The sequence below is a fragment of the Pantoea sp. ICBG 985 genome, from assembly GCF_002928365.1.
Classification (GTDB): Bacteria; Pseudomonadota; Gammaproteobacteria; order Enterobacterales; family Enterobacteriaceae; genus Pantoea; species Pantoea dispersa.
Map to the genome: position 1 here is coordinate 45,143 of NZ_POWM01000001.1, position 12,267 is coordinate 57,409.

Here is a 12,267-nt window from a genome sequence, read left to right on the forward strand (position 1 = left end):
ATCCGGCTGAAATCAAAAATTTAACTGTCGGTAAATAAAAAATTAACTGTCAGTGTTTGCCAATGCATTAGAACCTGTTAATAATTTGACCATAGATGGACGACATCTCTGCTCCCGGATGAGCCCGCTCTTAAACAATTGAGGCGCTGCACAAGCGCGAGACAACCCACCCAAAGTCAGTGAATTTTGGGATGGGGTGGATACGCACTTAGCAGCGTCGTCAGTTGTCCTCTGCTTTCACTCTCCTCTGCTTATACCTGGCCGTTTTTTACGGCCGGGCAAGCCAGTTGCGGGTGATTGCAGAGGGGCCACGGACGTCCCGGTCTGTGCCGAATCGCCGTGCTCACCACCCCATCGCCAAAGACTCATTCACAGGAGGAGTTATGGCGATTATTCAATATGGCAAATCAGTCTTTAGCGGAAACGCGCGCACCCGTCGCCACCGGCGGCGTCAGCCGCTCAGCCGCCTGAAGCGCAGCATCGACAGTGCCCTGGGCCTGGAGTGTGATGAGATCACTCTGCGCACCGCCGAGCGCATCTGCCAGCGGGAAATCCGCTCCCGGGTAGACCGCGCAGTACTGGCACCCACGCGGCCCTGCAACGACAACCCCAGCTTTGATAACTGCTGTTTGCCCCACGTTCATCTGTACGCCGTGCGTTAATTCTCTGCTGTTTTTCCAGTTCTGAACGGAACGTTTCACCTTTCCTCACTGTTTAGTTGCGCTTGAGCGTTGCGCTTAACGGCTGCCTGCCGCCCGGCGAAACCGATCAGCGGGGTTTATGTGTTGTGGTTATTTGCGCAGCTTTTCATGCCGTTGCGCCCGTCAAAGAGGAACCGTTATGAGCCAAATCATTGCCATTTTGAATTTCGAAGAGGGATACCGCGAAGCGCCTTACCTCGACACGCAGGGGTTTCCCACCGTTGCGGGCGGTATTCGCATCGGGCCGAAAGGCGCGTCGCTCAGCCACTATATCTTCCGCGTACCGCGCCGTGTCGGCGACGTATGGAAGCAGTGCATCGTTGAGGGCAAGGTGCAGGAGATGCAGCAGCGCGCGCTGGTGCAGCAGGCACTGAGTCAATGCAATGAGGCGCGCAGCGATGTGCTGATCAGCATGGCCTACCAGATGGGCGTCGACGGTCTGACGCTGTTTCGCGGCATGCTCACCGCGGTGACGCAACGCGATTTCGACGCGGCGGCGAACGCCATGCTCGACAGCCTGTGGGCGCGGCAAACTGCGGGGCGCGCCCGGCGTCATGCCGAAGTGATGCGCACGGGCACCTATGACATCTACAGGGGGCTGTTATGAACATGCGCTGGCTGTTGTTCGTTATCGCCGTGCTGGCGGCCATCATCCTGCTGCTGTTGCTGCAGCGCTTCACCACGCTGGAGTTTGTTAAACACGCGCGCCTGCTGTTTAAAACCTGGTCGGTGTGGCTGGCATCGCTGGGTTCAATGCTCAGCGCCTGGGTGCAGTCATTTCCCTCGTCAGCGCTGGATGCATGGAACGCGCTGCCGGCAGATATCAAAGAGATCCTGCCGCACAACTATCTCGGCCTGATCGGCGCCTTCATGGTGGCGATGGGCGTACTGGCGCAGTTCGTGCGTCAGAAGAACCTGGTGGAGCAGAGAAAAACGCTGGAGGACAAACCATGAGCTTTCTTCTTTCTCAGCTTGCCGGCAGCTGGCACTGGCTGGCGGCGATTGGCGGCGTGATTGCCGCGCTGATTGCCAGCTACGCCGGCGGTAAAAAAATCGGCAAGGTGCAGCAGCAGGCGAAAGCTGATGTTGCGCAGGCCGAAAAGACCGCCGCGCAGGCGGTTGAAGTTAATCAGCAGCAGCAACAGCTGCGTGAGGAGGCCAGACGTGTGGAAACCCGCAACGGTAATCTTGATGACGCTGCTGCTCGTGACAAGCTGCAGCAGTCGAAATACCACCAACCCTGAGGCGCCCGTCGTTATCGACTCCGCCTGTTCGTTATTTTCCCCGATTTACACCCACGGCAATGACGCCGAACGCATGGACATTCGCACCGTGCGCGCCATCAACAACCACAACGATCTCTGGGACCAGCACTGCCGCCCGGCGGCGCACTGACGCTGTTCTCTCGCTTTGTATTGCAAACCTGAAATGCCGAGGAGGCTAAGATGATCGAAGTTAACTCTTTTGCTGAACTGCGTACCACTGTGCCGGCCAAAAACGGCGATCTGGCGTTCCTGCGCCGCTACAACGCGGACTCCACCTTCCGTGGCGGCGGTGATTTCACCGGCTTTATCGGCACCACCACGGCCGCCGATGACGGCGGTACGCTGGCGGTCGGCAATGGCTTTTACTGGAAACGCGTGATCAACGATCCGGCCGACGTCAACGTCTACCACTTCGGCGCGAAAGGGGACGGTTACGCCAACGATACCGACGCCTTTAACCGCATGCTGGCGTGGACGCAGGGTTACAGCGGTAATATCCGTGACCTGCCGGTGCGTTTTCCAGGCGGTAAATTTTTGATCAACCCGATCGACATCAGCGCCACCGAGATCGCCTTTTTTGGCCTGCAGGGGGATGACGTGGAGCTGGGTTCGCTGCCGCGCACCACCATCATCTCCGACAAAAGTGCCAACACGGTGTTCAAAGTGAAGGCGCGGCGAACCGCGATCAAAGGCATTACCTGGCACGGTCAGGCATCGGCCGACGTCACCACCAACAAAGGTACCATTACCGCCGAGATGTGTACCAACGTGCAGCCGTTCTTCGAAAACACCTGCATCGAAGGCACCACGTTAAATATTTACTGTTTCCGCGCGCAAAACAGCGGCGGCACGGTGATTAAAGCGCTGGATACGCTCGACAGTAAATTCGACCAGATCTACTCGCTGTGGACCTATGGCCGGGTGTTTGATATTGGCTGGTCGAACTCGCCAAACGGCAAGTGGGACCACTCAACCGCTATCGAAGTTTGCAACTGTAACTTCCAGACCGGCTACGGCGACGCCACGCTGTACATGCCGCGCGTGACGCAGGGCATCATGCGCAACGTGTGGATCGAGCACACGCGTAATCCGGGCGATCTGTCGGACGGTGCCTGGAGCATTGATACGCTGAACATTGAGGATTGCGGCACGCCGTTCAATCTCAATAATGCGCGCGTCATCATGCGCCAGATTGGCCTGCAGTCCGGGGCGAAAATCTCGAACGATATGGCCGGCACGCGCTGGCTGTCGACTTTTGACTACGGCTATCGCCGTGAAGAGCATCACGGCACGCTGATCACCGGCTCATTCCGCGCGGGCTACTACAGCGGCCACAAAGTCACCAACAACACCGACACTGATAACTGGTATCGCCTCGGCCAGCTGTTCTTCCCGACGGCGAATCAGCAGTGGGTGATGGAGCTGATTGGTAAAGCCGACGCCACCCAGCCAACCGGAACGGCCGCTTCGCCGGTCAATCTGGCGGGCACAGGGAAAACGTGGATTAACCTGCAGCGGCTGGAAACGGTATGGGCTGACGCCTGCCATATGGGGCAGCCGGCGGTGCTGGATATTCGCTACAGCCGCGTCGGCACCACGTATGCCGTGGTGTGGGTGAAGCTGCGCGCCAACAGCGGCGACACGCTGATTAACCTGAAGACTACCGGTCCGACGCGTTTTGAAGCTGGCTCCTGCTCGCTGTTCCAGCCTGACTTCTCGGTGGTGACGGATACCACCAAAATGGGCACCCTCAAACCGGCGGCGCGCTTTGGCCTGCACAATGGCGTCGCGGGTATTGGGGCTAACGAGAAAGGCGTGCTTACCGTCGCGACGGCAGCAGGTACGCCGACCAATAAAACCACGCCGACGGGCTTTGTGCTGGTCAATATCAACGGTGTCGATCGTAAGCTTCCTTATTACGATTGAGGCCAGCACCTTTTGGCGAGGCTGCGGCCTCGCCTTTTTTGTACCTGGCGCGAGAGGGCGCTGTTCGCGGCGGTTTCTCCGCGTCAAAATCGTAAGACCAGCCCGGGTGATGCTGAAAAACGCAGCACTTAACCGGCACCATCTTGACTCATCCCCCCGATTTTTCTATGTTTACTCCCCGTAGTTCCCGCCTCAATGCCGGTATAGCTCAGTTGGTAGAGCAGCGCATTCGTAATGCGAAGGTCGCAGGTTCGACTCCTGTTTCCGGCACCACACAACAAAACCTTAAAAACATCAATCCGACCAGTCAGGTCTGATGTAGCTACGTTTTATCACGAGTTATTTGATTCATCAGACAGTATCAATGTAATTGGCACGGCTGATGCCTTAGCCGCTAGCAGACACAATAGAAGGGCGGTTGTTAGCTTCTTCATGTTCATTCCTCAGTTAGATAATAAGAGAATCCTTTTAAAGCTGCGTTTCTGAATTCACCTGTGAATACCAGTTACCCAAATCCAAATTAACGCGCTGTTTATCATGCGGTGCGGCTATGGCTAAAAACTCATCCCGCTTACCCCACCATTCGTTAATGATAAATTGTGTGTGGTTGAGCGATAACCAGTGTCCGTCCTTAGTGCTCAAATCATGATTTACTGGAGCAAGTACGGCAATTGCCAGCAAGCCAAAGATCACCCTATCAGAAATTTGCACACTACCTGGCGCGGCTATCAAAGTTGTGCTGTTAGTATCACCGTGGAGCACATCAGGCATTAATTCGAAACCCTCAGGTAGATCGTCACCGTGACCATGTGCACAGCGGTGGACACCATAAATTACCTCAGCTGTGTCAGGCCATTCGTCAGGCTTTTGGTCCGCAGAGATCTTAACAGGCCACTTTATTTGCTCAATGTCTAAACCAGGAAAAGACATTGGACGGAGGATAGAGTAGTTTTCGCGCAACGTTGTTATAAATCTCGTGCGGTGTCGGTACATTTCCGGGTGCGTTTTTTTCGAAGTACCATCAACGGCCATACATGCGTGTAGCATTGCGCCGTTCAAGTCGTCGATCAAAAAGTCGTCAATAGACTTACCTACCGAATAGCCAATACCGGCCATAAATCCCCCTCGTTAACTATTTAATTAAACCGCTCTATCACTCTGTGACATCATAAATACACCTCGATGTGAGTAATGTCTTCATCTCTATTTAAATATCTCGAAGCGTTAGATTTAAAAATAATGTGTCAAATATTATAGATGTATTGAGTGGGAAAGAGAATTCACTATTTATGACTATCAACAAAAAATTTAGGATTTTATAAGCTCGTTATAATAGTATTTGAGTCAGATGCTTATTTCGGTGGTGATGATGGTGGCTTAAGATTACCATCATAATGAATTTTCTTTTTTCATTGTAAATTTAAAATTATTTCCAGTTTCGTTAATAACTTCCAGCGTCAGCTGACCCTCTGTATGCTTTGTTATTTTATAAGCCTGGTTTTTTCCATTGGCCATATCATCTTCAATAGTTGGTAATTTTTTATTGTTAATCATTTACATTTTAATTGGGTCAACTTCAAGGTTATTAAATACCAGCTTAACAGGCCTTGTTTTCAAACTATTTAAAGATGTAATTAACTCCTTGTCATATAGTTCCCAGCATCCTGCACCATCAGAAAGATAATCAATAAATATATCCTTTCCTGAAGCAGATGAGTTAATGGATATATTACCGTGGAAGTTATATTTTCCATTTGAAAAAAATGTTGTTTTGCCATTAACCCTAACGGTATTTCCTTTTTCAGTATAAGAATAGTCAGAGAGCCAGCTTCCCATGATATTGTCATGTCTCTGAGTGGAAGGGCCAGTCGGGTTGTAGTGAGCATAGATTGCGAATGCTGTCGCAATAATCCCACATAAAGACCCCATCACGCCTAAAGTTTTAAGGAATGCAATTTTTTTCAATTTCATGAAATATCACCCATAAAATATACATCATTATAGGGGTAATTTTATCATCATATGGATGTGTTTAACATAGTTAATTAAGCCTTAACTCATCGTGCTAAAATGTTCTTATTTTCTATTTCTATACCTTAATTTTCTAAGGCTGTCATTAATGGGTTTTTCATAGAAGCGATAAAGTATGCAACTTATTCCTATCGTTATACCCATCGTGAAGGCCATGAAGAAAAATGTCGAAGCCATGCTGTCCAGATTATATTTATAATTATTGCTTGCCACGTAAATGCAAATCTGGTGTATCATATATAGCGAGAATGAGGCTTCACCTAAAAAAACTACTGGCCTGTAACTTATGACCCGTGAAATTACTCCCTTTCCATAAGAAAAAATGTAGACGATAAACATCATCGGTATGAGATAAAACAGGTCGTAACGGTACTTCATGCCAACGTTTTTCATGCCATAAGCCATCGCGGCTGTCAGGATGATTAGCGATCCAAACTCCATAGCGGTGGCAAATTTATCTCTGACAATTAACTTACCCGTATCGTATAAACGAAATAGTAGCATTCCGGCCATAAAATCAATTACGCGAAATGCAGGGTTGATGTAATAAGTCCATCCAACGTATTTAGCTGTGTCCGGGATAGCGATCATGTGGTAAACAATCAGCGCTAACATCATCCCAAAAAAATGATTAATTGCTTGTTGTTCAGTGTCACCAGAAATATAAAGGCAACATAGAAAAACATCTCAGCTGACACGCTCCACGATACCCCGTTAAAGCTAAAAAAATACTGTGGATCTGGAATCAAGCTTTGTACTAAAAAGAGGTTGTAGGCGAACTGATCGAGATGTATTAAACCATAGTTATATGAAGGTATATAAAAATATATAGCAATAAAGAGGGTTATGATATGTACCGGGTATAATCTTGCTATACGATTATAAAGGAAATCTGAGACTTTAAATTCCCGTGCTTTGCAATGCTGTTTATGACTATAGGAAATAATAAATCCAGACAGGACATAGAAAAAGGTTACTCCGACAAAACCTTCAAAAAGAATTGAACTAAACCAATTGATTATATGGTTTTTTGAGTCATTCAGCATATGAAAGTGATGCAAAAAAACGCCAAAGGCAGCAATAAACCTTAGTGAAGTTAGAGAATTCAACCTCATTATAATCCCTTTAGTTAATCATCTTGCAGACATAACCAGGTCCTATCGTCTTTTAGGTTTCGCAGAGGTTGCTTATTGCCCAGGACTGCGTTGCATAATTGAGTAACGCTTGTGTTTATTTAAATCAACAGGCGCGACAGTACCGTTTTGTGAAGAGTTGAATGCTAATGATCATCTTCAGGTAATATATTGATCGTTATCAAAAGGAGGCGAAATAAGCGCCGGCGAAGGGCGGGCGCGTACAGTATCAATAAATATTGAGCTAAGACGTAAGTGCTGTTAGAAAGCCGATGAGTGTAGATAGTCACGAAAAACCGGCGCGGTGGCCGGGTTCAAAGATCAGCAAGGGCGACGTCTCTGGCTGCAAATCTCAAATCCCCACGCATAGTGAACAACTCATGGTACGGGGATGTGATGAATGAACTGATTTTTATTCAGGCAGATGCTCAATGATATCTCTTATTGAGCGCCGCAGTGTGATCAACTGCGGCGTTCATATCTTCCTTAACCAGCAATCAGCGCCCGCGGTTCCAGAAACGCGCTGATACCCGCCTGTCCCATTTCCCGGCCGATGCCGGAGTGGCGGAAACCGCCGAACGGCGCGCGCGGTTCGTGAGCCAGCGTGTTGATCATCACGCGGCCAGCGATCAGCTGTTCTCCCACGTTGCGCGCATGCTGTTCATCCGCACCGATCACCAGTGCCGACAGGCCGTAATCGCTGTCGTTGGCCATGGCGATGGCTTCGGCTTCATCGCGGTAGGTCAGGATGCTCAGCACCGGGCCAAAAATCTCTTCGCGCGCCAGCGGCATTTCATTGGTGACATCGCTGAACAGCGTCGGGCGGATATACCAGCCGTGGTGCAGCCCGTCCGGGCGGCCGCTGCCGCCGGTCAGCAGGCGCGCGCCCTGTTGTTCGCCAAGCGCAATATAGTGCTGCACGCGCTGCCACTGTTTCTCGTTGACCATCGGCCCGATGGTGGTGCGCGCGTCAGCAGGATCGCCGGAGACCTCCGCAGCGACTGCCGCCGTCAGCGCCTGTTCGAACTCGGCCTTGCGCTGCTCCGGCACCAGAATACGCGTGCCAGCAATACAGGCCTGGCCGCTATTGATAAAGCCAGCCTGAACCGCCAGCCCGGCTGCCTGCGCGGCATCGGCATCCGGCAAAATCAGCGTCGGTGATTTACCGCCCAGCTCCAGCGTGACGCGTTTAAAGGTGTCGGCGGCGCTGCGCAGAATTGCTTTGCCGGTGGCGGTCGAGCCGGTGAAGGAGATTTTCGCCACCTGCGGACTGCGGCTCAGGGCTTCACCGACGCTGGCACCACGTCCGGTGACGATATTAAACACCCCCGCAGGCAAACCGGCGGTGTGCAGCGCCCTGGTGATCACCTGGGTCTGCAACAGGCTGAACTCGCTGGGTTTGATCACGGCGGTACAGCCTGCGGCAATCGCGGTGGCTAGTTTATGGCAGATAAAGCCCGCGTTGCTGTTCCATGGTGTGATCAGGCCGGCAACGCCGAGCGGCAGCATCTGCACCTGCGCGCGGCCTGCCTGTTGTACAAACGGATAGCGTTTCAGCTCTTCAATGACCTGCAGAATCACGTCAGCCGGATAGCGGCTCATCCACTCGGAGCGTGCGGTGGGCGCGCCGTACTCCTCAAGGATCGCCGCGCGCAGCTTGCTTTCGGCTCCGTTAACCGCATGGTACATCTGTTCCAGCAGGGTGATGCGCTGCTCCACCGTGGTCGCGGCGAAGGCGGGAAACGCCGCCGCTGCCGCCGCAATCGCGCGTTCAGCATCCTGCGCATCGGCCAGACGCGCTTTACCGATTACGCTGCCGTCGGCAGGTTTGATAATATCCAGCCATTCATCGCCGTCAGGAGTGACAAACTGGCCGTTGATATAGATGTGTTCAATCATGTGCATGGCTATGCTCCTTTGCATGTTGCGTGGCGGCAAAGTAGCACGCACCATCGGCGGCGATAATCCGCCTCCGCCTGCAAAGGGTATTGCGCGAAACGGAATAATTGATGAACCGGACAGGTCTGACTGAACTGGAAATTGTGCTGGCGGTCGCGCGGCGCGGCACCTTTAAAGCGGCGGCCAGCGAGCTGGAGATGTCGCCTTCGGCGGTGACCAATGCGGTTGCCGCGCTGGAGAAACGACTGGGCGTGCGGCTTTTCAACCGCACCACGCGCAGCGTCGCGCTGACCGATGCCGGACGGCGTTTCAGCGAGAAAATTGTGCCAGCGCTGGCGATGATCCGCAGCGCGGCTGAGGAAGCCGGCAGCGATCCGGGCGATCCGGCCGGCATGCTGCGTCTCAACGTGCCGCCCGAGAGCAGCGCGCTATGGTACGCATCGATATTGCTGCCGTTCCTGCAGCGCTATCCACGCATTCGCGTCGATATTTACAGCCAGAAAGAGCGGGTGGATATCGTGGCCGACGGCTTCGATGCCGGCATTCGGCTGGCAGAAGATGTGCCGGGCGATATGATTGCCGTCAGGCTGACGCCGGAAATGCGCATGATTGTGGTGGCCGCGCCAGCCTACCTCGCACACGCGGGCACACCGCAGACGCCAGAGGCGCTCGATCAGCATCAAACCCTGTGTATGCGTATGGCGGACGGCAGCGTTTACCGCTGGGAGCTGAGCCAGCAGCAGCAGCGTTATCGGCTGCAGGGCGAGCCGCGTATGGCGGCCAGCGACATGAGCGCCATCCACCAGGCGGCGCTGGCGGGGCTGGGCATTGCCTGCATGACGGAACAGCAGGTTGCGGCGGATGTGCAGGCGGGCCGACTGGTGCACCTGTTGCCCGGCTGGCAGGTGCCTCTCGGTGCGCTCTGCCTTTACTATCCGGGACACCGGCTGGTGCCGCCGGCGCTGCGGGCGCTCACCGAATTTGTGCGTGAGCAGCGTGATGCTTCTGCCTGATCTGAAGCCGGATGACGTCCTTTATCAGGCGTTCAGTAACTTCAGCACCTGCTGCGGCAGCTGATTAGCCTGCGCCAGCAGGGCGCTGCTGGCCTGTTGCAGAATTTGCTGACGCGACAGGCTGGAGACTTCTGTGGCGTAATCCGCATCCTCAATACGGGAACGCGATGCCGCAATCGCGGCGGTGGCGTTACCCTGCAGCGTTTGCGCCGAGAGCAGCCGGTTAGCAACGGCGCCCAGACGGGTGCGCTGACTGTCGATTTGCCCGATAGCGCGATCCAGCGTGGCAAGCGGATCGTCCGGATGTTTCAGGCGGATCTCTGAACCGGTCTCGGCCACGCGCAGCGTCGTAAAGTTGGTGGAGGCATCGGTCACTGACGACAAAGCCGCCTGGAAGTAAATCTGCACGTCACCCACGCCCTGCAGGGTTTTCAGCATCAGGTTGCCGCTGCTGTCACTGCGCACGAAGGTGGCGGTTTTATCCAGATTGCCGTTCGGCACATCCATGTAGTAATTGCCGTCGGCGTCGAGTTTCAGCACATCATTACTGCTGTTGCCATCGACATCGGTATAGCGCACATCCACATTGGCCGGATCGAGCGTGATGTAAGAGGTGCCGGTCACGCTGTTTACCGCACTGAAGCTATTAATGCTGCTGGCGCTGGTCGCGACGATGCTCAGGGCATTACTGGTGCCATCCGAGGTCGCGCTGACGGCGGCGTTATAATACTGGTAGTTACCGCCGCCGTTATCCACTTCCATTACATACTGCCCGCCGCTGGTGCGCAGCAGACGGCCATTGCTCACCGCGTTGCCGCTGGCATCGCTGAAGCTAAGGCTGGCGGTGCTGGTGTCGATCGCCGGCGTGTCGGTCACCGTGGTCGGCAGGGTCGCGAAATCACTGTCGGTTTTGGCGGCACCGCCGGTCATGCGTGCCGTTACCGCGCCGCTGCTGCCAAAGCTGAGCGTGGCCGGATACCAGCTGTTGTTCTGCTCAATATAATACTGGCCATTATCCTGCGTTAACGTGGCTGCGGGCGTGGTGCTCAGCGCGCTGCCGCTGCTGTCCTGAAAATTAACCGCCGGGATGGTGCGCGACGCAATGCTGCTGACGTTGCTGTACAGCGGCGCCGGATTGCTGCGGCTAATCGAGACGTTACCGGCAGCCGTGGCGGTGTCCCAGCGCGCACTGACGGCGGCCAGATAATAGACCGGCTTGCCGTCGGCGTCGCTGCTCTGCACGTACTGGCGGTTATCACCACTGCTGCGCACCAGCTGCGGTGAGCCGCTGGCGGGCACATAGTTTACGGTAATCGCCGGGTTGCTGAACGCCATATTGGTGGCGAGGCCGGTGAGGGTGGTGACATTGGTCACTTTGCCGCTGATGCCGCTGATCACCAAATCCTTAAGTCCCAGTGCCTCCACGCTGAAGCCGGGCGCCGACAGGTCGAGACTGATTTTCTCGTTGTCATTAGCGCCCACCTGGAATCCCAGCTTACCGGCGCTGCCATCCAGCAGCCTGATGCCGTTAAAGCTGCTGCTGGTGTTGAGCCGGTCAATCTCTTTCAGATTGAGGTTAATCTCCGCCTGAATGGCGTCTGAGTCGCTCTGCGAATTGGTGCTGTTTAATCCCTGAACCGCCAGCTGGCGAATCCGCTGCAGGCGGTTATTGATCTCATCCAGCGCGCTTTCCGCGGTTTCGACCAGTGACAGGCCGTCACCGGTATTACGCTGCGCCACCGCCAGGCCGTTCTGCTGGCTGCTAAAACGGTTACCAATCGCCTGACCTGCCGCATCGTCACGCGCGCTGGTGATGCGCATACCCGACGATAAATGGCGGATCGCATCGCCCAGCGCCGCGCCACTTCTGGCAGATTGCTTGCTGGCGTTGAGGGCAGACAGATTGGTTTGCAGGCTGATCATTTCCGGGCTCACTGATAAATACACTGATAGCGTTATCGGCATTTACCGGCTTTCTTTAAAAAAATATTTGGCCTAAGTCACGTCAGCGAAGCGCTGATTGTTAAAATAAGCAGCATGAAATCTCGCTAAGTTGAGTTTGTGCTGCGGTAAGGATCTGTATTTTTTCGCACGGCGCTAATTTATAGAGGCTGGGCTTGACGACTACTAAAAATAGCAGGTCAGCACAATGAATAAAGATTATTACTGCTTAAGCGGGACGGCGAGGGCGTAACCCATTGCGATAACAACCGCTTAGGACGCTACTGGACTTATCCGCCGGTTTCCCTGCTCTTATTCCTGGTCAGCAGCGCGCGCCGCCCTTATCAATCGCCGCGGT

Annotated in this window: 11 protein-coding genes, 1 tRNA gene and 1 pseudogene; 7 read left to right on the plus strand and 6 right to left on the minus strand. The window is 53.8% G+C overall.

Translation table 11 applies throughout. The features are described from left to right. Positions 1-383: 383 nt before the first annotated feature. The 6 genes from C1Y42_RS00245 (at position 384) to C1Y42_RS00270 (ending at position 4,165) form a co-directional block, all read left to right on the plus strand. Positions 384-662 (plus strand): hypothetical protein, encoded by a 279-nt coding sequence (locus C1Y42_RS00245; protein ID WP_021507273.1) that lies wholly within the window; start codon positions 384-386, stop codon positions 660-662. A 178-nt stretch (positions 663-840) separates the two neighbouring features. Beyond that, positions 841-1,308, plus strand: coding sequence for a glycoside hydrolase family protein (locus C1Y42_RS00250; RefSeq protein WP_104092614.1), 468 nt, complete (start codon positions 841-843; stop codon positions 1,306-1,308). Positions 1,309-1,310: 2 nt separating this feature from the next. Beyond that, positions 1,311-1,655 (plus strand): hypothetical protein, encoded by a 345-nt coding sequence (locus C1Y42_RS00255; RefSeq protein WP_031279668.1) that lies wholly within the window; start codon positions 1,311-1,313, stop codon positions 1,653-1,655. Continuing rightward, positions 1,652-1,945 (plus strand): hypothetical protein, encoded by a 294-nt coding sequence (locus C1Y42_RS00260; protein ID WP_058769339.1) that lies wholly within the window; start codon positions 1,652-1,654, stop codon positions 1,943-1,945. The genes C1Y42_RS00255 and C1Y42_RS00260 overlap by 4 nt, the downstream gene beginning before the upstream one ends. Before the next feature lie 201 nt (positions 1,946-2,146). After that, complete coding sequence (locus C1Y42_RS00265; RefSeq protein ID WP_104092615.1) at positions 2,147-3,892, plus strand: amylovoran biosynthesis protein AmsF; 1,746 nt, start codon at positions 2,147-2,149, stop codon at positions 3,890-3,892. Between the two features lie 197 nt (positions 3,893-4,089). Next, positions 4,090-4,165 (plus strand) — tRNA-Thr (locus tag C1Y42_RS00270). Between the two features lie 195 nt (positions 4,166-4,360). Here the strand turns inward: C1Y42_RS00270 and C1Y42_RS00275 are convergent. From C1Y42_RS00275 to C1Y42_RS00295, 5 genes and pseudogenes are all read right to left on the minus strand, one after another. Then, positions 4,361-5,008, minus strand: a complete 648-nt coding sequence (locus C1Y42_RS00275) for a hypothetical protein (RefSeq protein WP_104092616.1) — start codon at positions 5,006-5,008, stop codon at positions 4,361-4,363. Between the two features lie 273 nt (positions 5,009-5,281). Next, complete coding sequence (locus C1Y42_RS23795; RefSeq protein WP_233210674.1) at positions 5,282-5,446, minus strand: hypothetical protein; 165 nt, start codon at positions 5,444-5,446, stop codon at positions 5,282-5,284. Continuing rightward, positions 5,447-5,863, minus strand: coding sequence for a hypothetical protein (locus C1Y42_RS00280; protein ID WP_233210675.1), 417 nt, complete (start codon positions 5,861-5,863; stop codon positions 5,447-5,449). 105 nt (positions 5,864-5,968) lie between these two features. Next, positions 5,969-7,038 (minus strand): annotated as a pseudogene (locus C1Y42_RS23800) (acyltransferase family protein). 504 nt (positions 7,039-7,542) lie between these two features. Continuing rightward, the gene (locus C1Y42_RS00295; RefSeq protein ID WP_104092619.1) at positions 7,543-8,961 is read right to left on the minus strand and encodes an aldehyde dehydrogenase family protein; all 1,419 of its coding nucleotides are present in this window, start codon (positions 8,959-8,961) and stop codon (positions 7,543-7,545) included. A gap of 104 nt (positions 8,962-9,065) precedes the next feature. Between C1Y42_RS00295 and C1Y42_RS00300 the strand changes: the two genes are divergently transcribed. Beyond that, on the plus strand, positions 9,066-9,968 hold the full coding sequence (locus tag C1Y42_RS00300) for a LysR family transcriptional regulator (RefSeq protein WP_104092620.1): 903 nt from the start codon (positions 9,066-9,068) through the stop codon (positions 9,966-9,968). A gap of 24 nt (positions 9,969-9,992) precedes the next feature. Here the strand turns inward: C1Y42_RS00300 and C1Y42_RS00305 are convergent, their stop codons facing one another. Further along, positions 9,993-11,891: a flagellin gene (locus C1Y42_RS00305; protein WP_158251389.1), complete on the minus strand. Its 1,899-nt coding sequence runs from the start codon at positions 11,889-11,891 to the stop codon at positions 9,993-9,995. Positions 11,892-12,267: the final 376 nt, after the last annotated feature.

Excerpts from the sequence above, each read along its gene's own strand:
- C1Y42_RS00305 (WP_158251389.1), bottom strand. The coding sequence starts at position 11,891 with ATGATCAGCCTGCAAACCAATCTGTCTGCCCTCAACGCCAGCAAGCAA.
- C1Y42_RS00265 (WP_104092615.1), top strand. The coding sequence starts at position 2,147 with ATGATCGAAGTTAACTCTTTTGCTGAACTGCGTACCACTGTGCCGGCC.
- C1Y42_RS00255 (WP_031279668.1), top strand. The coding sequence starts at position 1,311 with ATGCGCTGGCTGTTGTTCGTTATCGCCGTGCTGGCGGCCATCATCCTG.
- C1Y42_RS23795 (WP_233210674.1), bottom strand. The coding sequence starts at position 5,446 with ATGATTAACAATAAAAAATTACCAACTATTGAAGATGATATGGCCAAT.
- C1Y42_RS00245 (WP_021507273.1), top strand. The coding sequence starts at position 384 with ATGGCGATTATTCAATATGGCAAATCAGTCTTTAGCGGAAACGCGCGC.
- C1Y42_RS00300 (WP_104092620.1), top strand. The coding sequence starts at position 9,066 with ATGAACCGGACAGGTCTGACTGAACTGGAAATTGTGCTGGCGGTCGCG.
- C1Y42_RS00260 (WP_058769339.1), top strand. The coding sequence starts at position 1,652 with ATGAGCTTTCTTCTTTCTCAGCTTGCCGGCAGCTGGCACTGGCTGGCG.
- C1Y42_RS00280 (WP_233210675.1), bottom strand. The coding sequence starts at position 5,863 with ATGAAATTGAAAAAAATTGCATTCCTTAAAACTTTAGGCGTGATGGGG.
- C1Y42_RS00295 (WP_104092619.1), bottom strand. The coding sequence starts at position 8,961 with ATGCACATGATTGAACACATCTATATCAACGGCCAGTTTGTCACTCCT.
- C1Y42_RS00275 (WP_104092616.1), bottom strand. The coding sequence starts at position 5,008 with ATGGCCGGTATTGGCTATTCGGTAGGTAAGTCTATTGACGACTTTTTG.
- C1Y42_RS00250 (WP_104092614.1), top strand. The coding sequence starts at position 841 with ATGAGCCAAATCATTGCCATTTTGAATTTCGAAGAGGGATACCGCGAA.